This is a genomic window from Pseudomonas sp. C7.1 (genome assembly GCF_056312395.1).
Window position 1 is genome coordinate 3,672,177 of the sequence record NZ_JBWDTL010000003.1, and the last position, 19,923, is coordinate 3,692,099.

14 protein-coding genes are annotated in these 19,923 nt (G+C 61.4%); all 14 read left to right on the forward strand.

Features of this window, described 5'->3' with window-relative positions; all coding sequences use genetic code 11:
- Complete coding sequence (locus AC0T4W_RS20625; RefSeq protein ID WP_476318886.1) at positions 1 to 1,710, forward strand: hypothetical protein; 1,710 nt, start codon at positions 1 to 3, stop codon at positions 1,708 to 1,710.
- Complete coding sequence (locus tag AC0T4W_RS20630) at positions 1,707 to 2,078, forward strand: hypothetical protein (protein WP_476315900.1); 372 nt, start codon at positions 1,707 to 1,709, stop codon at positions 2,076 to 2,078. Before AC0T4W_RS20625 ends, AC0T4W_RS20630 begins: the two co-directional genes overlap by 4 nt.
- Entirely contained in the window at positions 2,075 to 3,838 is a 1,764-nt protein-coding gene (locus AC0T4W_RS20635; RefSeq protein ID WP_476315897.1) for a hypothetical protein, read from the forward strand. Before AC0T4W_RS20630 ends, AC0T4W_RS20635 begins: the two co-directional genes overlap by 4 nt.
- A 24-nt stretch (positions 3,839 to 3,862) precedes the next feature.
- A complete protein-coding gene (locus tag AC0T4W_RS20640) occupies positions 3,863 to 4,390 on the forward strand; it encodes a hypothetical protein (protein WP_476315895.1) in 528 nt (175 codons plus the stop codon).
- Positions 4,391 to 4,513: 123 nt separating this feature from the next.
- On the forward strand, positions 4,514 to 4,918 hold the full coding sequence (locus AC0T4W_RS20645) for a GFA family protein (protein WP_476322170.1): 405 nt from the start codon (positions 4,514 to 4,516) through the stop codon (positions 4,916 to 4,918).
- A gap of 272 nt (positions 4,919 to 5,190) precedes the next feature.
- Entirely contained in the window at positions 5,191 to 6,567 is a 1,377-nt protein-coding gene (locus tag AC0T4W_RS20650) for an SrfA family protein (protein ID WP_476322173.1), read from the forward strand.
- A 308-nt stretch (positions 6,568 to 6,875) separates the two neighbouring features.
- On the forward strand, positions 6,876 to 9,857 hold the full coding sequence (locus AC0T4W_RS20655; protein ID WP_476322176.1) for a virulence factor SrfB: 2,982 nt from the start codon (positions 6,876 to 6,878) through the stop codon (positions 9,855 to 9,857).
- Positions 9,854 to 12,559: a putative virulence factor gene (locus tag AC0T4W_RS20660; protein WP_476322178.1), complete on the forward strand. Its 2,706-nt coding sequence runs from the start codon at positions 9,854 to 9,856 to the stop codon at positions 12,557 to 12,559. Before AC0T4W_RS20655 ends, AC0T4W_RS20660 begins: the two co-directional genes overlap by 4 nt.
- A gap of 3 nt (positions 12,560 to 12,562) precedes the next feature.
- Positions 12,563 to 13,594 carry a hypothetical protein gene (locus tag AC0T4W_RS20665; RefSeq protein WP_476322181.1) on the forward strand — a complete coding sequence of 344 codons (1,032 nt, stop codon included), beginning with the start codon at positions 12,563 to 12,565 and terminating at the stop codon, positions 13,592 to 13,594.
- Complete coding sequence (locus AC0T4W_RS20670) at positions 13,591 to 15,570, forward strand: vWA domain-containing protein (protein WP_476322184.1); 1,980 nt, start codon at positions 13,591 to 13,593, stop codon at positions 15,568 to 15,570. Before AC0T4W_RS20665 ends, AC0T4W_RS20670 begins: the two co-directional genes overlap by 4 nt.
- 3 nt (positions 15,571 to 15,573) lie before the next feature.
- Entirely contained in the window at positions 15,574 to 16,269 is a 696-nt protein-coding gene (locus AC0T4W_RS20675; RefSeq protein WP_476322187.1) for an ABC transporter ATP-binding protein, read from the forward strand.
- Positions 16,256 to 17,482, forward strand: coding sequence for an ABC transporter permease (locus AC0T4W_RS20680; RefSeq protein ID WP_476322189.1), 1,227 nt, complete (start codon positions 16,256 to 16,258; stop codon positions 17,480 to 17,482). Before AC0T4W_RS20675 ends, AC0T4W_RS20680 begins: the two co-directional genes overlap by 14 nt.
- A gap of 172 nt (positions 17,483 to 17,654) precedes the next feature.
- Complete coding sequence (locus AC0T4W_RS20685; protein WP_476322192.1) at positions 17,655 to 19,193, forward strand: formylglycine-generating enzyme family protein; 1,539 nt, start codon at positions 17,655 to 17,657, stop codon at positions 19,191 to 19,193.
- 14 nt (positions 19,194 to 19,207) lie between these two features.
- Positions 19,208 to 19,921: a hypothetical protein gene (locus AC0T4W_RS20690; protein WP_476322195.1), complete on the forward strand. Its 714-nt coding sequence runs from the start codon at positions 19,208 to 19,210 to the stop codon at positions 19,919 to 19,921.
- Positions 19,922 to 19,923 lie beyond the last annotated feature (2 nt).

A 19,923-nucleotide genomic window follows, 5' to 3' on the forward strand; every position in this document is an offset into this window, starting at 1 on the left:
ATGCTCGGTCTCAGCGCCCTTAACACCGCCTCGCTCAATACCTGGCCGCCATCGGTCAGCCAGGTGGTGACCGTGCCAGACAATCAGGTCTGGCGCTTGCGCGTGCAGATCGGTAGCGAAGACGTGTCCGCCAGGCTGACAGGCGTGGCGAGTATCGAGTTCGAAGAGTCGGGCAGCCGACTTTGCACGCTGCGACTGTTGCCCGAGCCGGGCGTATTTGAGCCGGACGCCTTCACCGGGCAGCCAGTGACCTTTTATCACCAACGTCTGGAGGGTGACCTGGTCGCCGCGCAGGCGCTGTGGTTTACCGGCGAGGCCATGCAGCCGAGCGTCGATATTTCCAGCCAGGTGCTCACCATGACAGCCACCTGTCAGCGCCAGCGGCGTCTGGCTGCTATGACTGCTGAGCAGATCGCCGCCCTGGTGCCGGGCGACTATGCCGAGGGCGTGTTCGGCCAGATCGACGACCCCGAACGCTACGCCGCTAACTTGCTCAGCACTCGCGCACTGTCGCTCGATTGCAGCGCTGAAGGCCAGTTCCGTCTGACGGAGTGGGAGGCTGCACCGGCAGCACACTACCGCTTCACCGCCGACGAAATCATTGACGGCTCGCTGCAGCTCAATCTGGCAACTGCCGATCAGTTGATCAACCGGGTGGAGCTAACAGTCGAGTACCGTTACCAGCGCCTGCGCCACCGCGAGTACACCTTCGCCTGGGAGCACCCGGCCGGGTCGTTCTGCGTTTGGCTGGGCGACGACACCGAGTTACCGACCGTGAGCATGCTGACCGGGGCGCTCGATCAAGCAAACTGGACGACGCTTGGGCTTACCTACGAGGCGCTGCCGCACTCGATGCCCAACCCATGCGGCAATGGCGGTTCCTGGGGCAACCGCTTTACTGCCGACCCGCATATGCTGGCCTTCAATGCGCGTGTGGGTGCCCGCGTGGCACAGACGCTGACCGAAGTCTACAAGCTGGCGCTGGAGGTTCCCGGCTCCGTAGCGGCTTACGGCATGCGCGGTGGGTCGGCCCGTCACTCCGACGAGGTCGAGTTTGACGGCGGTGCCTGGGAAGACGAGGAAGGCCCGCGTCCCGATACGGCGGTGCAGGACGAACTGGGCGACTGGATTCTTGATGAGGACGAGCCGGCCCGCCGCGAGAACCTCCTACGTACCGCATTCGCCCTTGAGAAAACGCGCATGCATGCCAGCCACCGCCAGAGCCGCCTGGCATTCCAAGTGCCGGTCACCGATGACGTGTTCGACCTGGTGCATACCGTCCAGGTCGAGGCGCTCGGCATGCGCGCAAAAGGCAAGCTGCGGCGCGGGGCCGTGCGCTGGGATCACGACAGCGGCGAGGCCGTGGCCGAACTAGAGCTGGCGCTGACCCGCGTTGGCCAAGTTGCGACCGGTGCTGGCTTCACCTTGCCGGCCCGAGCTGTATTCGATTTTGGCGAGCCGCCCGAGTCCATTGCCCAACTGGCGACCCAGTTGGGCGGCCGGCCCGCGTCGCCCCCGTACAGCGAAGATATCGACGGATTCGCCGGCAACTACGGCTGGGAAACACCCAGTTCGGAAAGCCACCCCCGCCGTTTGCAGATCACAACGCCGGATATCGCGGCCGAGCATCGTGACCCGACCGAGGCAACGCGCGAGCATACATACCCCGTTGTGCTACCGAGCGACCAACTTTTAATGGAGGTTGCATGAATTATCAGCGGCTAATCAGTGACCTGCAGGGCCTGTTGCAGCCGGAGCGCCGCGAGGGGCTGCCCGTCGCTGCCCGTCGCGGCGCGCGTGCTGGTAAGCGAGTCAGCGTGCCCTATGTTGCCCCACCGACAGGTGCCGGCGGAATTTCCTGGCCGCTTATTGAGGGTAGCGTGGGTGACACCGCCGAGTACGCCCGGACGTATCACGACAGCTCAACCGTGCTGATTACAACGGACGGGCTGGTCGCGCTGGAGCTGCCGCAGGTCGACGCCATCACGATGCACGACGCAAACGGCGAGGTTGGCGAGATTCGCTTTGCTAAACGCCCAGTCAAGGCCACTCCGGGCGGAGGGAAAGGCGAACCATGATCGATATCGAGCTGACCCTCCCTGACTATCGAGCCTTTGGCTTCCCCTGTCATGGTCTTGTACGTGGGCGAGAGCTGACCCTGCCGAACGGTGCCACGGTCGAAATTAACTCACCGCAGAACGGGGACAACTGGCTGCTAACGGTGCCTGATGCGCCTGGCGCTGTTCGTTCCCCCGAGGAAGCGCTGGCAGATGAGGCTCGCGGTTGGAGCTGGCCGGTGGACATTCTTTGCTGGAGTGCCGGTTACGTCCATGGCGTTGAATGGCGCAAGGTGTCAAAGGTGGCTGATCAGCTGCAGGCGGCTGCTCGTTTCATCTATGCCGAGGCACCTGGAAAGTGCTGTTTTGTGGGCATCAGGGGGGTATCGGGTGGCCCGACGGGCCGCCGGGTGGAGGTGTCTATTGTGTCGCTACAGGCACCCGACGATGCAGTCCCGGTCACCCTATATCCGGAGGTTCCTGGTGGTGTCACTGGCGCTATGTTGCCCGATCAAATGCAGCTGGCGGACGTCTCCCGCCGTGGCGATGCGGCGATATTCCGCGCCACTGGCTATGGACCCGACTTTTTTTTAGTGCGCATAGCGCGAGTGGATGAGGTGTTTACTGCTGAACTTGAGTATCTCAGCGCGCCCATAGCTCCGAGCCGCACGCAGTACGATGTGCAGTGGAATGAATACCGGGCAAGAGTGGGCCAGAACGCGCAATCGGTTGGGCTATTGGATGGCGTGTGGGTTGAGACCGATAACGGCCCCGAGTTTTTTGCCGAGTATCAGGGGCGTGCAATAACGACGCCGCGCGTGACGTACGCCGCAGCCGTGGTGACTCCTGAAGATGCGCCGGATATTGTGATATGGCCAATTAACTGGCGCGCCCGCGATGGGGTGGTGCGTTGGGATTATGGCAGCACAGTGATCGCCGCCTGGTTTGACGATGATGGCGAGGTGCAATTGCTTGAACGCGGCGGCAGTAATGAGGTGACCGCCAATACGGTTTTTAGCATTAGCGCATCCGGCATCACTGAAAAATCAAATGTGAACTCCTATTTTGCAGACGACGGCTCGCCGATCCCCAATCTGGGCTCGCCCCTGCTTGACACGGAGTACTTTGCGGGGAGTGTTTCGTTCAACATCAACCGCACTACCACCGAGGTTATCAAGCAAACCCTGAGCCTCAACGGCGCTGTTATCGCTGAGGCAGAGTTGCGCAGAGAGCTGAACTACAGAGCCGGACCGGAGCTGTTTAGCAGCACAAACCCAGATGTGTCGTTTGAGCTGCGCGGCGACACACTTAACCAGGTTGGGGTGGCGCAGTTCCGCACCACGGTTGACGTTGTGCTGGAAGTGGACAGCGAACAGGTTGATCAGGATGGCGCGCAGGGCATAGGCAGCAACCTACCCAGTACCGGCCTACAGCCGTTAGACAGAGCCATTCGGAACGATGGCTTCGCGCCGCTTGTTGTTGGGACTTTGCTTGAATCTCAATCGCCTCCGTCGGCTTACCTTGAGCTAGGCGGGCCGCGTTTTGCCCGAGCATATGCAGGGCTGCACCTCTACTCAAACAAGCTACTTGCGCTCTGGACGATGTCCGGCCCGGCATCGATATGCAGTGTGCAAAACGCTTACAGCCCTACGGGGTTTAAGTCCGGCACGGCTCAGCAGTTTGTGGGCTTCCCGACGTCCAGCCTACGCGGCTCTTACAACTCACGCACCGGCGCGGCTCTGACGCAGGTTCCTACGAGTTCCGTTATCAACTGGGTCTAGCCCTGCTACACAAGGAGATACATGATGGCTGAAGTACAACACGTGGCGAGTGGCAATGGCGCGCCAACAGGGGCACCGCCTTCAATAGCGGCCCACTACGTCGATCTGGTTTCAGGCTTTCACTACATATCGAACGGTACTTCAACGGCAGCAGACTGGGGCCACCCGATTGGCGTGCACACCTTTCATGAGTTGACCGAGGCCGGCCAGCTTGATGTGCCGATGACCGCTGGCCGGGTTGAGGTATTCGAGGTTGGTGAAGGGCCGGGAGGCCAGTTTGTTCTGATGTTGCCGAATGTACCTTCAAGGCACGTACTGGAGTTTACAGTCGTCGCATGGCCAACAGCCGCAGCGAGCCAGCTGGTTTTGAAATGCTCTGCTGGATTTGATGGAGTGGGCGCTATGGGGCAGAACATCGGCGCTACTGCTGTGGGTAATGAGCTGCATATACCGATGGCCCAGATTATGGGGTTGCGGGTTCATGCTATTGCGGGGCCTGGGGGGCGCTACTTGGAAGTCGTGCCGCAGTTTGTAGGCGGGGGGGCGGGTTAATCTGCGGCTATGCCAAACATCGAGCTAAAATCATGCGCGCGGCTCGGCTTTCTCTATGCCAAACCCCGCGCTAAGCAGTGCCAAAAACGGCGCGCGCTTACACCGTCACGACGAGAACGCCTTATGTCCGATATCCACCAAGGTGGCTGCCAGTGCGGGGCCTTGCGCTATCAGTTCGAGGCGCCGCTGCGCGACATCGCGCACTGTCACTGCAGCATCTGCCGGCGCAGCAGCGGCGGCATCGTCACTACCTGGGTCACTGTGCCGCTGGCAAGCTTTCGCTGGCTGGCCGGCACAGCCCGCGAATACGCCTCGTCAACCAGTTGCACGCGCAGTTTCTGCCCAACCTGCGGCGCGCACCTGACGCTGTTCACCACACTCAGCCCGCACAGCCTGGATATCACCATCGCCACCCTGGATCAGCCTGAATTGGCCCCGGCAGATCGGCATATCTGGGTACAAAGCCGCCTGACATGGCTGCACCTCGACCCTAACCTGCCGGAAGAAAAGCAGGAGATCATCGAATAAAGCACACTGACCGCCTACGAATTGACGCACAGCGTTCTCATCAAAAACGCCCCAGCAGCGGACAAGAGACGCAGCGTATCAGCAGAAAAGCGTTCCCTAAAAACATCGCCTGTGTCACATTTTGTGACCAGTCGGACCTGTAAACCTTGATTCCAAAAGGCTTTTTTCACGGCGCTGACAATACGCAGCAGTTCCGACATGATGAGCAGGCTAAATCGCGCTGTACGGCGATTCGCGCATCTCACGACCATCTAGGCTAAGGATAACCGCACATGCCGGGGGCATTACTTCGCACAGGGAACCTTCAGGAGTTCAAGGCGCTCGGCGTCGATGGCCAGCCGGTGTACACCGCCGCGCTGCAACTGCGCGAAGCGATTCGCCTGAAGATGGGCCGCGAGGCCGCCAGTTGCTTGGCCATTCCCCAACCCAATCAAACCGGCGACCGCATCGACTGGTATGCACCCGACGAAGGCGATGTGGTGCCGTGGTCCGCCGCCACCGCTGAAGAACGCAGCGACGCTTACCAACAGCTTGAGGCCATGCACGCGCAACTGGGCAGCACCAGCACCAGCATGCGCAATGACGTACAGAGCCGCGAGAAGCAGATTTTCGGCCGCCTGCTGGAAAAAACCGTCCACTTTCCTGACAGCAATCACGTTTACCTCGTCAACGGCAAACCGGTCATTTCCTTCTGGGGCTTTACCGATACCGCCGGCACCTACGACCACGATCCGCTGCTCTGCCTGCGCCCGCCCGTGCCCACTGCGGCACCGCTAGCGCCGCCAGTTAGCCCCGCACCACCTGCTGCTCCAGTAATAGAGGCCAAGCGCCCCTGGTGGCGTTGGCTACTGTGGCTGTTACCCCTGCTGTTATTACTCCTGTTACTGCTGTTCTTGTTGCGCGCGTGTGCGCCGAACGTGCCGCTGCCACTGGGCCTGGACCAACTCGACCTGCCAGGCTTTCCAGAGGTGCGTAGCGTGGACCTGCCCAACGTCAATCTGGGTGGGGTAAACGGTGTGGTCACGGGCCAGGACGGCATCGACGGACAGTTACCAGGCGAGCAATCAGCGCAAGGCGAATTACCTGATGGGCAACTGCCTACCGATGAAGGTGAGCAGCCCGCCGCCCCTGGTGAAGAACCTTCTGGCGAAGAACCCGGCGCCGAAGAGCCGACGCCACCAGCCGGTGAAGAACCCGGCGAGCAACCGCCGCCAGTTGACCCCGAAACAGGTCAACCACAGCCGCGCAAACAGCCACCCGGCCGCGACGTACCTCAAGACCTGAGCATTCCGCCGCAAGCGCTGGAAACCGGCTCCACCGAATTCCTCAATGGCAACTGGAAAGCCGGAGCCGGGATTCAGGATGCGCAAACCGGCAAACCGATGCAGCTGGAGTACGACTTCAAGGACGGCAAAGGTCAGGTCAAAGTGCGTCGCGGTGATGGTGTTGAATGTTCTGGAACCGTTAACGCCGCCATGCAGGGCGGCAAACTGGCGATCAACAATCAGGGCCAAGCGGCCTGCAATGACGGCAGCAGTTACAAACTGCCGGAAGTGACCTGCAGCCCGGACAGCCGTAGCGCTGCGGATTGCTCCGGCAACTACGAGAATCAGCAGTTCCCCATGTCGATGCGACAAGGCGAACCTTAACGGGCGTGACCGTGTATTAAACAAAAAGCCGGCAGGCGCACCTGACCTGTTTACGGAATGGATGGCAACACCGCCGGACCTCAGCCAGCTGAGATCCGGCGCCTAGCAGGCCGTTGAAAAAACGTAGCCGAGGCAGGCAAGACAAGGCGCTACGTTAGTAACAGCCTCCGGCTGGTCAAAACAGGCGAGGAAGCGGAGTTTACTGGTGTAAATGAGCATTCCGAGCCTGTTTTTAACGCAGTATTGCCAACGCAGGTAGTTTTTAAACGGCCTGCAAGGCGAAAGAACAGGGGCGGAAGAACAGCACTATGTTTCCAGAAAGAACGGATTACGAAGAAAAGATCACGCTGATCATGGGCAGTGGCGTCCAGTTTCTGGACTTCCCTGTCACCCTGGAACTGCGCCGCGAATTGCCCGGCGAGTTCGTTCGTCAGCACCAAGACGGCCCGCTGGCCCGCCTGCTGTTCGATGACCGGAGCAGCCAGTTCTACCATCCGGCTGCTCCTGGCCAGGCGGTGAGCCCGGCCTACAGCGTGGCAGTGGATCAATCGATACGTCTGCTCAAAGGTCTGTGGCTGCCGCTGCCCTTCTTCCGCTTCAGCCCGCCACGGCGCTTTGACGACGGCCCGTCCAACTGGGCGCGAGTGCGCATCGTTGAGCTCAAGCCCGGCGAAGACCCGGACGGCCACACCCACCGCGTAACCCTGGCGTTCGATACCAAGGTCTTCACCAGCCGCAGCGACACCGCCTACCTGGCCCCGACCAGCGATGACGTGCGCGCCGGCGCAGCCTTCGCCCTGGCCCATCAGGCCAACGAAATGGGCTGGTTCCTCGACCTCAACTGGGTCAACGACTGGCTACGCGAAGTGTTCAGCGAGCAGGCACAACTACCGCCCACTCGCATGCAGCTGGATGACATCGAAAGCGAATGCCAGGAGCTGTACCACCAGGCGCACTACCTCAACCTCTTACACCTTCTCGGCACGTCCCTGACCGTGCCAGAGATGAAAGTGGTGTCCAATCGCGACAGCGACCTGCACAAAGCCATCCCCGTAGACATGGTGCTGGACGTCGGTAACTCGCGCACCTGCGGCATCCTGATCGAAGACCACCCGCAGGAAAACGACGGCCTGAGCAAGCGCTACGAGCTGGAGCTACGCGACCTGACCCAGCCCGAGCACGTCTACCCCGAACCCTTCGAGAGCCGCATCGAGTTCGCCCAGGCCGTGTTTGGCAAGGATCATTTCTCGGTACAGAGTGGCCGCCGCGAAGCCTTCCAGTGGCCGACCATCGCCCGTGTCGGCCGCGAAGCCGGACGCCTGGCCAGCCGCCGTCGTGGCACCGAAGGGTCCACCGGCCTGTCCAGCCCGAAGCGCTACCTGTGGGATGAAGATAACTACGAGCCAGGCTGGCGCTTCAACTGCGCTTACGTCAAAGCCGACAGCGAACCCCACGCCACCGCTGCCCCAGTCGCCAGCTTGATCAATGAAAAAGGTCAGGCGCTCTACAACCTACCGTTCGATGAGCGCATGCCGGTGTTCCACCCGCATTACTCGCGCAGCTCGTTGATGACTTTCATGCTCTGCGAAGTGCTGGCCCAGGCGCTGATGCAGATCAACAGCCCATCCCAGCGCCTGCGCATGAGCCACTCGCGGGTACCGCGCCATCTGCGTTCGATCATTCTCACTGTGCCACCTTCCATGCCCAAGCCTGAGCGAGAGATCTTCGCCAAATGCATGGAGCAGGCCATCGGTCTGGTATGGAAAAGCCTCGGCTGGCACCCGGAGGATGACCCGATCACTATCAAGGATGCCAAGAGCCGCGAAACCGCCTGGCCGTTCCTGCCGGAAGTACACGTGCAATGGGACGAAGCCACCTGCGGCCAAGTGGTGTACCTGTTCAACGAGACCCAGAACAACTTTGCCGGCCGTCCGGAAGAATTCTTCGCCGCCATGGCACGTCCGGATCAGCCGCATAAAGATCGCCTGACCATCGGCTCAATCGATATCGGTGGCGGCACTACAGACCTGGTGATCACCGAATACCGCCTCGATGATGGCGTGGGCAGCAACGTCTACATCACCCCCTCGCAGCGCTTTCGTGACGGCTTCAAGGTGGCCGGTGACGACATTCTGCTCGACGTGATACGCCAGTTCGTTCTACCTGCCCTCAGCGCAGCGCTGACCCAGGCCGGCGTGGATAACCCGGACGCGCTGTTGTCCAAACTGGTCGGTAACGAGCCACTCACCGTGCAGGACGGCGTGCTGCGCCAGCAACTCACCCTGCAACTGTTCAGCCCGATTGGCCTGCGTCTGCTCAAAGCTTACGAGCAGTACGACCCACTGGATGCCGGCACCCTGGTCAGCGGCACCTTCGGTGAACTGCTGGGCGAGGAGCGCCCCACCGACGATGTACTGGACTACGTAGCGGGAGCGGTGCGTCGTTATTTGGGCGCGGGCAGCAACCCATTCAGCCTGCTGGACGTGGCGTTGAACGTAAACCTGCGGCGCATTCACGAAGCCTTTATTACTGACCGCATGAACATCGGCAAAACCATCAAGGCGTTGTGCGAAGTGGTCTACAGCTACCCCTGTGACGTGCTCCTGCTGACCGGTCGGCCTTCACGCCTGCCGGGCGTGCAGGCGCTGTTCCGCAAGTTGCTGCCGCTGCCACCCGGACGCATCCTGCCGCTGAACCAGTACCGCACCGGCGGCTGGTATCCGTTCAACAAGCTTGATCGTATTGAAGACCCGAAAACCACCGCAGCGGTCGGCGCCATGCTGTGCCTGCTCAGCCGCAGCCTGCGCCTGCCCAACTTCTTCTTCCGCTCGGCGGCATTCACGCCGTACTCGACGCTGAAGCACCTGGGGTTGTTGGATAACAACAACGTGATCAAGGACGGCAACGTCTACTTCCGTGACATCGACCTGGATGACCCGCACTACCAACTGCCGGATCAAACCTTCGAGATGCGCGGCACCCTGCGCCTGGGTTTCCGCCAATTGGACGACGAGCGCTGGTCCGCAGCGCCGTTGTACATCCTCAGCATCGAAAACCAGAAGCTGCGCGAGAAAGTGGCCGCCCAAGGGCAGGTATTGAAAGTGCGCCTGGGCATCAAAGCCTCGCGCGACCTGGCCGAAGGCAGTGAGAGCTTCGAGCTTCTCAGTGCCGAGTCCGATAGCGGCTCGATCAGCCGCACGCAGATTCGTCTACGGCTCAACACCCTGGCCGATACCGGGCTGGGTGAGTCGCACTATTGGCTGGACAGCGGGAGCGTGTTTCGCAAATGAGTAACTCGCCTGAGCAACTGACTCAACACTGGTCTGCCATTCACACGGGTGCCGGCGATGCGATTCGCTGGATCAACGACGTGCGTCGCAGCGCGCCGCGCCTGGATAACGAAGCAGACGACTTGATCCTCAGCCTGCGCCGTGTGCGCAACACCGCCGACCGTTTGGGCGCTGTGTCCAGCCTGCCGATGACCGTGGGTTTCTTCGGGCTGTCCCAGGCCGGCAAGTCCTACCTGATCTCGACCCTGGCCGCTGGCGCCAATGGCAAGCTGGAAACCGACTTTGGCGGCAGCCGGCTGGACTTTCTCACCCACGTCAACCCGCCGGGCGGCGGCAAGGAAGCGACAGGGCTGGTCACCCGCTTCAGCCGCACCGCGCGCCCCGGCCCGGACGACTTTCCGCTGGAACTGAAGCTGTTTGCCGAGGTGGAAGTGGCCAAGGTGCTGGCCAACTCCTTCTTTAACGACTTCAACACCGAGAAGGTGCTTTATCGCCTCGACGAAAGTGCCATCCGCCAATTGCTCAAAGACCTGGGCAAACGTCGCCAGCACAGCCAGGTGCCGGGGGTCAGCGAAGATGACGTGGTCGCCCTATGGGATTACCTGCAAGACAACTTCCCGGCGTCCATTTCCGGCCTGGCCGGCTATTACTGGCCGACGGCGGTGGAACTCGCGCCGTGGCTGAGCCTGGACGACCGCAGCAAACTGTTCTCGATCTTCTGGGGTGAAATCAGTGAACTCAGCGAGGCTTACCTAAGCTTCGCTAAGACCCTGAGCCGGCTGGGCAACGTCGACCGCGTATTCGCACCGCTCGATGCCCTCGTACGGCAGACCGACAAAGGTCTGTCGCAGGCCGACAGCATCATGAACGTCGACATGCTGGAACGCCTTGGCCGTGACAGCGACAAGCCGGTCAGCGTGCGCCCGTTTACCAACGGCGAACTGCAAGCGCCGGTAGAGCTGACTCTCGCGCAACTCGCGGTGCTGACCGCCGAGCTGGTGTTTCCGCTGGTGGAGCCGACCAGTGAACCACTGTTCGAGCAGGTGGATCTGCTCGACTTCCCCGGCTATCGCGGCCGCCTCTCAGTGGAGTCGCTGGACGATGTGCGCCGCGCCGTCAGCAGTGACGAAGCCAGCCCGGTGGCGCAGCTGATTCTGCGCGGCAAAGTGGCCTACCTGTTCGAGCGTTACACCGACAGCCAGGAAATGAACGTGCTGATCGTCTGCACGCCGTCCAATAAACAGTCGGATGTCACCGCTGTTGGCCCGGTACTGACCCGCTGGATCGAGAAAACCCAAGGCGCCAAACCGGACGAGCGCGCCCTGCGCAAACCCGGCCTGCTGTGGGCCATCACCATGTTCGACATGCGCATCACCAGCGACCTGGACAAGGGTGAAGACCTGCTGCGCCTGGGCTGGGGTAGCGGCGGCATGATGAAGATGACCATGCTCGAACGCTTCGGCCAATACCCCTGGCTGCAAGAGTGGACAGACAATCAGCCGTTCAACAACACCTTCCTGGTACGCAAGCCGCGCATGAAGGTGACCTTCCTCGATGTGCTGGACGGCAACGAAACCGGCCTCAACGCCGCGTCTGAAAGCTCACTGGCGCTGATGCGCAGCACCTTCGCTGAAGACGAAACCGTGCAGCGGCATATCCATCAACCCGTGCAAGCCTGGGATGCGATGCTGGAACTGAACGACGGCGGCATGAGCCGGATCAGTCAGTACCTGCACGGCGTGGCCTTGCGTGAAGTGAAGCTTGGCCGTATCCGCGAGCAGCTGGATGAAGTCGTGCACCTGCTCGATAGCCGCCTCGGCCACTGGTTCCAGGCCGAAGGGGCTGGCGAGCTGGAGAAGAAGCGCAAAATCGCGCAACAGGTCTTCGAAGTCATCTGGCCGCGCCGTGTGTTGCTGGGTGAACTGCTGCAGAAAATGCAGCTGCCGGACGACCTGCTGCGCGGCCTCTACCTGAATGCAGGCGAAGACGATGCGCAGCCAACCGCGAGTCAACCAACCGTGGATGGCCCCGCCAGCGGCGGGGCGCTTAACCTGGGGAGTGATTTCGCCAGTGATGACGGCTTCAGCCTGTTCGGCGATGTACCGGCTGCGCCGGCAGCCAACAGTACCTTGCGTTCTACTGGCAGCGATGCGCGCTTTGCCCAGGCCGTATTGCGCGAGTGGATCAGCCACCTGCGTCACCTGCCGGAAGACGTGCGCCTGCTGACCTTCTTAGGCTTTACCAAGCCTGCGGTTGAAGCGCTGGTCGATGAGTTGGTCACGGCTGCCAACCGCCTCAATTTGCAAGAACGCCTCCTGCGCAAAATCGTCAGCATTGAGCAGATCGGCACCAAACGCGAGCAACTGGCTGGGCGTCAGGTGCTCACCGTCAATACCGTATTGGGCGACTTTATCGGCTGGCTGGGTTTTATCGACATGCCGCTGGAACTGCGCCCAGATAGCCGCATCGAACATGGCGCCAAACTGTTCCAGGCCCCACCGGTCATTGCCCCCGGCAAACTGCCTGAACTAACGCCACAGCCCCTGGAGCACAGCCGCAATTACGTCGGTGACTGGCTGGTGGCCCTAAGCAAGATTGCCGAAGACAACGCCGGGCACAGCGCCGGGCGGGAAATCACACCGCAACAAAACGAAGCGTTGGGCAAGGTGCTGGCCACCCTGCACGCTAAGCGGACGGAATAACTCATGCTCAGAATTGAACTCAAGGCCGCGCAGAGTGGCCAGCCCGGTCACGGCGAACTGACCATCCATGGCTGGGCGCAAGACACGGACGGCCTCGAACTGACGGTGCAGCGCAACCAGGACGGCCACTATCTGGCCGCCAATGACCAGTGGGACGGCAACCCGGTATGGCATCCCGTCGACAGCCTGAGCCTAAACGATGACGCGCTCAACGGCGAAGTCGGCCCCTGGCTGATCGACCCGCTGATGCAAGACCCGCAAATGGCTTACATGCTGCAACTGCGCAACGCGGATGGCAGCGACAAGGGCGTGGTGCGGATCATCGGCGCCATCCTCTCGTCCATGGCCGCCGGTAACTCCCTCAACGATGAAAAACGCGCCCAGCGCCCAGCGCAGGTCATCGTGCCTCCTGCCCCGCAGCCCGAGCCGCAGCCCGAGCCGCAGCCCCTGCCGGAGCCTGAGCCGGAACCCGAGCTGACGCTTGATCTGGAGCCTGAGCCAGAACCGATCATCGCCGAGCCTCGCCAACCGGCCGCAGCCCCCGAGAAAAAAGGCAGCAAGCTGTGGCTGATTCTGCTGATTGTGGTGCTACTGGCCGCGCTGGCGGCAGCCGCCTGGTGGTTCTTCCTGCGCACACCCGGCGCGACGACAACGAGTGTCAGCAGCACAACCAACAGCGGCAATGCAGTGCCATGTAGCCCCGAAGCGCTGGGTGAAGGGAGGGATGATCTGGTATTTATCCAGGCCTGCCTGAAATCCAACCCGAGTAGCGAGCAGGTCCTCGCGATCATCAACGCTGCCAAAGAGGCCAAGCGTTGCGGTGTGGTCCAGCGTATTTACGCGCACAAGGCGCAAGCCGGTGATGCCGCCGTGGCCTTCGCCTATGCCCGCGAATACGACCCGGAACACTTCAAGAGCAGTGGCTGCATCGAAGCGGCCGACGCTGAAACAGCGGCTTATTGGTACGAAATTGCGGTGAACAACGATCCGTCCAATAAGCAGGCCAGCGAACGCCTGGAGGCACTGAGCAAATGACTTTACGCCCATTCAACCTGCCCCTGATTACCGGCTTGCTGCTCAGCAGCCTGGCGGCGCCCGTAATGGCCAACGACAAACCCTTGCTGCAGGCAGGCAAGCAGACCCTCTACCAGCGCGTGCTAACCACGCCCAGCTGCCAGCTTGCTGACAGCGCCGGCGCCAGCAGCGGCAAGGCTCAGCCAGCGTTTACTCGTTTCTACGTCTATCAGCGTGAGAAATCTGGCAACGCCGAATGGCTGAAAGTCGGCCCCGACAGCTACGGCAAGACCGTCGGCTGGATCAAGGGCGACTGCGCAGTGGACTGGAAGATGCAGATGACCCTGGCCCTGACCAACCCAGCCGGGCGTGATCCGCTGCTGTTCTTCAAGGACAAGGCCAAGCTGGAAGAGTTGTTCGCCAAGGAAGATCCAGCACCGCTGCTCAAGCCGATCCTGCGCAACATGAAAGACAAGGGCCGCGACCCAGCCGTAGTCGCCCGCGAGCCGGACTACGCGGTGGATCTGGCGAAAAACTTCTACCTGCTACCCGTACTGGATGCCGAAGAGGTGTACACCGAGAAAGGCTTTCAGGTGCGCCTGCTGAACGTCGCCTCAGTCAGCGCCGAGTCCGCCGACAAGAGCGAAGCCGACGCCAGCAAAACCGCAGCCAACGAAGCCAATACCCTGAAAGGCTTCAGCGCTGCGGTGGTGTTCGTAATCGACTCGACCATCTCCATGGGTCCCTACATCGACCGCACCCGTGAGGCGGTAAAACGCATCTACGGCCAGGTCGAAGAGGAAAAACTGCTTGATCAGGTCAAGTTCGGCCTGGTGGCGTACCGTTCCAGCACCAAAGCGGTGCCGCAACTGGAATACACCAGCAAGATGTTCGTTGACCCGAGCACGGTAAAAGACGGCAAGGACTTCCTCGCCAAAGTGGCCGAACTGAAACAGGCCAGCGCCTCAAGCAGCAGCTTTGATGAAGACACCTACGCCGGCGTGATGCAGGCGCTGGATCAGGTGAAATGGAACGAATTTGGCGCGCGCTACATCGTGCTGGTCACCGATGCCGGCGCACTGGACGGTGACAACAAACTCTCCAGCACCGGCCTTAGCGCCGAGCAGGTGCGCCTGGAAGCCAAATACCGTGGCGTGGCGATCTACAGCCTGCACCTGAAAACCCCGAGCGGGGCGAAGAATCACGCGTCCGCCGAAGCGCAGTACACCGACCTCTCAACCAACGCCTTCCTCAACAAGCCGCTGTACTACCCGGTGGATGCCGGCAATGTCGACAGCTTCGGCTCCATGGTCGACAGCCTCGGCGACGCCATCACCGCCCAGGTGAAAGCTGCCTACCGGGGCGATATGGCCGCTGGCAGTGCGCTGGGGGCTGACACCAAATACGCGGGCGACAACGCAACGGACAAAGCCATCGTTGCGGACGCCGCACTGCTCGGTCACGCCATGCGCCTGGCCTACCTCGGCGAGAAAACCGGCGCCAGCGCGCCACCGGTATTCCAGGCCTGGATCAGCGACCGCGACTTCGTCCAGCAGAACGTGCCCACCACCGATGTGCGCGTGCTGATGACCAAGAGCCAGCTGAGCGACCTCAGCGATGTGGTCAAACAGATCGCCGATGCCGCCAACGAAGGGCTGATCTCGCCCAACGACATGTTCGAGCGCCTGCGTTCGGTGGCCGCCACCATGGGTAAAGACCCGAACCAGCTCAAGGACAAAACCATCAAGGTGGCTGACATGGGCCTGATGGCCGAGTACCTCGACGGCTTGCCGTACCTCAGCGACGTGCTGAGCCTGGACGAGGAAACCTGGAAAGGCATGGAAGGGCTCGACCAGGAGAAATTCATCCGCCGCCTCAACACCAAGCTCAAGTACTACCAGCGCTACAACGCCGACGCTGATCGCTGGGTGTCGCTGGCAGCGGGCAGCGACGCCCGTGAGCACGTTTATCCCGTGCCACTTGAGGCGCTGCCGTAAGCCATGCTGCAGCTTGAGGACATGAGCATCCGTCGCGGTGCCGACTACCGCATCAGCTTGCCACGCCTGACGCTTGCGCGCGGCGAGGTGGCGGCGATCACCGGTGCCAGCGGCTGTGGCAAAAGCACCCTGCTGGAAATGATCGGCCTGATCCTGCGCCCGGAACAGCTCGGTCGTTATCAGTTAGGTGATGCCGATGGCATGGATGTGGCGGCGCTGGTGCAGGCCGATCACCAATCGCGACTGGCGGACATCCGCGCGCAACGCCTCGGCTTTGTCCTGCAGACGGGCGGCCTGCTGCCCTTTCTCACGGTACGGCAGAACATCGAACTGCCCCGGCGCATGCTCGGCCTGCCGACGAAAAGCGAACGGGTGGAAGAAGCCATTGCGCGCCTGGGCCTGCAAACATTGCTCGATAAGCGCCCGGCGCAGTTGTCCATCGGCGAACGCCAGCGCTCCTCCTTCGTCCGCGCCATCGCCCACGAGCCGGACCTGCTGCTGGCCGATGAGCCCACTGCGGCCCTGGACCCGCACCAAGCGCGCAGCCTGTTCGAGTTGATCATCGAGATCGCCCAACGCTTCCAGATCGCCGCCCTGCTGGTGACCCACGACTGGGATCTGGTGCGCGACTGCGGCATCCGCAATATCGTCGGCACATTGCAAGACGGCAAAGGCACGGTGTTCCATGACGCCGTCTAAACGACGCCCCAGCCTGCTTCTGCTGGTCGAATTGGCCGCCCGCGACCTGTGGCACGACCGCAAGGTCTCGCTGTGCATCGTCGCTTCACTGGTAGCAGTGATCGCGCCGCTGCTGCTGCTGTTCGGCCTCAAGCATGGCGTGGTGTCGCAACTGAATAACGAACTGCTCAGTGACCCGCGCAATCTGGAAGTGCGCATGCTGGGCAATTACAACCTCGCCAGTGACTGGTTCGAGCAGGTGCGCAGCCAGCCAGGTGTCGGCTTCGTCATTCCGCTGACCCGTTCGCTGAATACCACCGCCGACCTGATGCGCGACAACCAGCATTTTGTCGCCAACGCCGAAGTCATCCCCAGCGCCAGCGGTGATCCACTGATCGGCACCTTGCCGGCGCCGGCCACTCAGCAACAGGTGCTGCTCAGCGCCAGCGCAGCAAGCAAGCTCGGCGTGCAAAGCGGCGATCAAATTCGCCTGCTGGTACTGCGCAAGCTGGAAGGCAACAACGAACGCGGCGAGGTTGCAGTGACCGTCGGCGGCGTGCTGGAAAACAACCTGTTTACCCGCCCGGCCGTACTGGTCCACCTCGACCTGCTGGTGGCCATGGAAAATTTTCGCGACGGCTACGCGGTGCCGCAATTTGGTTTCGACAGCGGTACACCGGCACCCGTCCGTGAACGCTACGCCCGGGCACGGATTTACGCGCAGGGTCTCGACGATGTAGCCCCAATCGCCGCCAGCCTGGAAGGCCAACGGATTGAAAGCAGCACCCGCGCCGCCGAGATCGAATCGGTCAAAGCCATCAGCCATGTGCTCGGGCTGATCTTCGCGGTGATCGCCTGGACAGCGGTGATCGGCTGCGTCGCCTCACTGGTTGGGGCCTTTCTGGCCAACATCGACCGCAAACGCAAAGACCTCGCCCTGCTGCGCCTGCTGGGCTTCCAGCGCTCGGCGGCCGGGCTGTACATCATGGTGCAAGCGGCGTTGCTGACCTGCCTGGCCTTTGTCCTTGGCTACGGGGCGTATCTGATCGGCAGTAGCGTGTTCAACAACGCGCTGGGTAATAACCTGGCGGGCGATGGCTTTGTCTGCAAGCTGGAAAATATTCATATTCTGCTGGCCTTCGCCAGCGCATTACTACTCGCCATTCTGGTGGCGGCTGTAGGAGGTTTTCGTGCAATTCACATTCAACCGGCTGAAAGCCTGCGTGACCTCTAACAGGCCGTTGAAAAACGTAGGCGAGGCAGCCAGCGCAAGGCAAAAACAGGCGAAAAAGCGCAGTTTACGCGCTGTAAATGAGCATTTTGAGCCTGTTTTTAACGCCGCGATGGCAACGCAGGTAGTTTTTCAACGGCCTGCTAACGCAGGCGGCACAGCGCTGGTGCTCGGCATGCTGTTGGCCACCTGCAGCCTGAACGCCCAGGCCGCCTGGGAAGAAAAGTACTACAACCCCAAACCGGCCGATGAAGACGTCATCCTGCCCATGCCCTGCGAAGGCGCCCTGACCCTGCGCAAAGTACAGGTGCCTGTGGTCAGCCCGATGGGTGACTACGGCGTGACCCTGGGCCAAGACAGCGATGAATGGGGTTATATCGAGCAAGCCCGACCGAGCTTTATCGCCGGCAGCTTTACGGTGCAGAAGCCGGCACCGGGGCGCTATTACCTGCTGGCGAAGTACGAGCTCAATGAGCTGCAGTATCAGGCGGTGATGAATGACACATGCCCTACACCTTCGGCCAAGCTGCGCCGGCCGCAAGTAGGCATCAGCTGGTTCGACGCCACCGCCTTTGCCGATAAATACAGCCTCTGGCTGCGCAAGCATGCGCCCGCCAAACTACCCAAGGAAGACGGCGCCGCCGGCTTTTTGCGTCTGCCCACCGAAGCTGAGTGGGAGTTTGCCGCCCGTGGCGGCATGGCCGTTTCGCAGGCTGAATTTCGCGACATCCGCTTCCCCACCCCGGAAGGCGGGCTGGGCGGTTACGCCTGGTTTGCTGGTGCGCAATCGGCCAACGGCAAGTTGCAGTTCACCGGTTTGCTTAAGCCCAACCCGCTGGGCCTGCATGACGTGCTGGGTAACGTCGATGAAATGCTTTTCGAACCCTTCCGCCTGAACAAGCTGGACCGCCAGCATGGCCAGGCCGGCGGGTACATCGTACGCGGTGGCAACTACCTGATCCCGCAAGCCGAGCTGCGCACCGCCCTGCGTCAGGAGCAGCCGTACTATTCTGCCGGAGGGGCCAGCGCCAGCGCGCAGACCAAACTGAAAACCGGCGGTGTGCGCCTGGCCCTGGTGGCGCCGGTGCTGACCTCCCGCGAGCGCATCAAGCAGGTCGAGCAGGACTGGAAGAAACTGGGTACCCCGACTGCCGGCAAAGCCGCCGAGAGCAAGGCGCAAAGTGCCGACCCGGTCGCTGAGATCAGCAGTATCGCCAACACAGTCGAAGATGATGCGCTCAAGCAGCAGCTGGAAAAACTGCGCAACGACCTGCGCGCCAACAGCCAGGCCCGCGATGAGCAACGCGATCAGGCGATTCGTTCAGAGCTGCAGCTGGGCGCGTTCCTCTGCACTAAGCTGAAAGACGATGGCCTGTTTCTGGATACCCTTGAGGGCAACTTCGAGCGCAGCTGTGGCGCCAACACTGAGGAACCGGCCAGCCGCTGCGAAGCACGCAAGGAGCAGCTGGAAGGACACCGCAAGGTGCTGGATTTCATGCTCAACTACTACTCCGACAGCGTCGTCAGCACAGGGCTCAACTACACCCCGTCCACCATCGAGCCGCAGGTGAGCATGGTCGCTCAGCAGATGACCGCACGCAGTAAAAGCAACCTCCGTGACTACCTGAACAACCACTGGAAAAACCTCTCGGCCTACATGAAAAACGGCAAAGTGGCACGCAGCCAGTGGCTAGACTCCTGCAAATCGATTTAACCAAGGACGCAGACATGAACGCAGTAACCTTGCTGGGCAACTCCATGAAACTGGCCACCGTGAGCCTGCTCCTGGTGCTGACGGGATGCCAGACCACCGGCACCAGCAGCTCCGCTCCGGCAGACCCACGCCTGGTCAACAGCAACTCGGCTCAGTTCTTTAGCAAGTCGGGGTGGCAAGCCTGCGCCGGCGGCGCACTGGTCGGCGCACTGGCCTGCCAACTCGGCAACCCCAGTGAAAAAACCCAATGCATGATTGCCGCCGGTTTGGTCGGCTGCGGCGTCGGCATGGGCGCCAACTACTACCTGGATAATCAGCGCAGCAAATACGCCAACGCCGAGGATCGTCTCGATGCGACCATTGCCGACGTGCGCAAGGACAATCAAGAGTTGATGGCTCTCAGCGACACCGCTCGCCGGGTAATCGCCGACGATAAGCGCAAGATTCAACACATCAAGCAAGACATTGCCAGCAACAAGCTTCAGCGCGCCCAGGCCCAGCAGCAGATTGCCGATATTGATGCCAACACCCGCTACCTGAAAAAAACCCTGGCCGATGTGCGCTCCAAGCAACAGGAGTGGGTAAAAGTCGCAGCAGCTGAGCGCAACAGCGGTGCCCGCACCGACACCCTGGATGCTGAAATCAACAAGATGCACAAGCAGGTTGCCCAGCTGGAATCGGAAATCGATCAGCTCTATCAGCAACGTTCTTCCATCCAACTGGGCTAAGG

Bases quoted from the DNA above. Each gene is read 5' to 3' on its own strand.
- AC0T4W_RS20625 (WP_476318886.1), top strand. From the start codon at position 1: ATGCTCGGTCTCAGCGCCCTTAACACCGCCTCGCTCAATACCTGGCCG.
- AC0T4W_RS20655 (WP_476322176.1), top strand. From the start codon at position 6,876: ATGTTTCCAGAAAGAACGGATTACGAAGAAAAGATCACGCTGATCATG.
- AC0T4W_RS20650 (WP_476322173.1), top strand. From the start codon at position 5,191: ATGCCGGGGGCATTACTTCGCACAGGGAACCTTCAGGAGTTCAAGGCG.
- AC0T4W_RS20660 (WP_476322178.1), top strand. From the start codon at position 9,854: ATGAGTAACTCGCCTGAGCAACTGACTCAACACTGGTCTGCCATTCAC.
- AC0T4W_RS20690 (WP_476322195.1), top strand. From the start codon at position 19,208: ATGAACGCAGTAACCTTGCTGGGCAACTCCATGAAACTGGCCACCGTG.
- AC0T4W_RS20630 (WP_476315900.1), top strand. From the start codon at position 1,707: ATGAATTATCAGCGGCTAATCAGTGACCTGCAGGGCCTGTTGCAGCCG.
- AC0T4W_RS20645 (WP_476322170.1), top strand. From the start codon at position 4,514: ATGTCCGATATCCACCAAGGTGGCTGCCAGTGCGGGGCCTTGCGCTAT.
- AC0T4W_RS20680 (WP_476322189.1), top strand. From the start codon at position 16,256: ATGACGCCGTCTAAACGACGCCCCAGCCTGCTTCTGCTGGTCGAATTG.
- AC0T4W_RS20670 (WP_476322184.1), top strand. From the start codon at position 13,591: ATGACTTTACGCCCATTCAACCTGCCCCTGATTACCGGCTTGCTGCTC.
- AC0T4W_RS20665 (WP_476322181.1), top strand. From the start codon at position 12,563: ATGCTCAGAATTGAACTCAAGGCCGCGCAGAGTGGCCAGCCCGGTCAC.
- AC0T4W_RS20685 (WP_476322192.1), top strand. From the start codon at position 17,655: ATGCTGTTGGCCACCTGCAGCCTGAACGCCCAGGCCGCCTGGGAAGAA.
- AC0T4W_RS20635 (WP_476315897.1), top strand. From the start codon at position 2,075: ATGATCGATATCGAGCTGACCCTCCCTGACTATCGAGCCTTTGGCTTC.
- AC0T4W_RS20675 (WP_476322187.1), top strand. From the start codon at position 15,574: ATGCTGCAGCTTGAGGACATGAGCATCCGTCGCGGTGCCGACTACCGC.
- AC0T4W_RS20640 (WP_476315895.1), top strand. From the start codon at position 3,863: ATGGCTGAAGTACAACACGTGGCGAGTGGCAATGGCGCGCCAACAGGG.